1 protein-coding gene is annotated in these 619 nt (G+C 62.4%); it reads left to right on the top strand.

Annotated features, from left to right (window positions below; genetic code table 11):
* Nucleotides 1–109: 109 nt before the first annotated feature.
* Nucleotides 110–619 (top strand): nickel pincer cofactor biosynthesis protein LarC (gene larC / locus AWU74_RS07380; RefSeq protein ID WP_162505018.1); only part of this gene is annotated, 510 nt, incomplete at its 3' end.

Here is a 619-nt window from a genome sequence, read left to right as displayed (position 1 = left end):
TGCCGTTCTGACGCGCGGCACACATACGGCGATTTTGCAAAGATGACGATATGTTCGTTCAACAGGAGAAACGTATGAGCGATAGTGAAGTGCATACTGCTGAAAAAGCATCGGAAACACTGCCGCGGACGAAGTAACGTTTCACGAGGTGGGCGCGCTCGACTCTATTGTCGACATTGTCGGCGTGGCGCTGTGCCTCGATGCGCTCGCTCCCGACCGCGTTACTGCGTCTCCGGTTGAACTAGGCGGCGGCACGGTGCGGTGCGCCCACGGCGAGCTTCCCGTCCCTGCGCCCGCGACACTCCTCTTGTGCAAAGGAATGCCGGTTACGACCGGCGGCTTCGACAAGGAGATGACCACGCCGACCGGCGCGGCGATTTTGGCGTCATGCGTCGGGGCATTCGGCACGGCGGCGCGTTTTACCGAAATCAACACGGCATACGGCATCGGATCGCGGCAGATGGACAAGCCGAATGTGCTCCGCGCCTCTCTCCGCGAAGAAGCGGACGGCATCGCCGGAAGGGGGGCGGAACCGTGGCTGACCGAGCAGTTGGTGCAGATTGAGGCGACTATAGACGACATGGCCGGTGGAGCGAGATCCGGAGGGCGGCGTGGCGGG

It is taken from the genome of Treponema endosymbiont of Eucomonympha sp. (assembly GCF_001028545.1).
The sequence above is the reverse complement of the archived record's forward strand: the minus strand, read 5'-3'. Positions and strand labels throughout refer to the sequence as shown.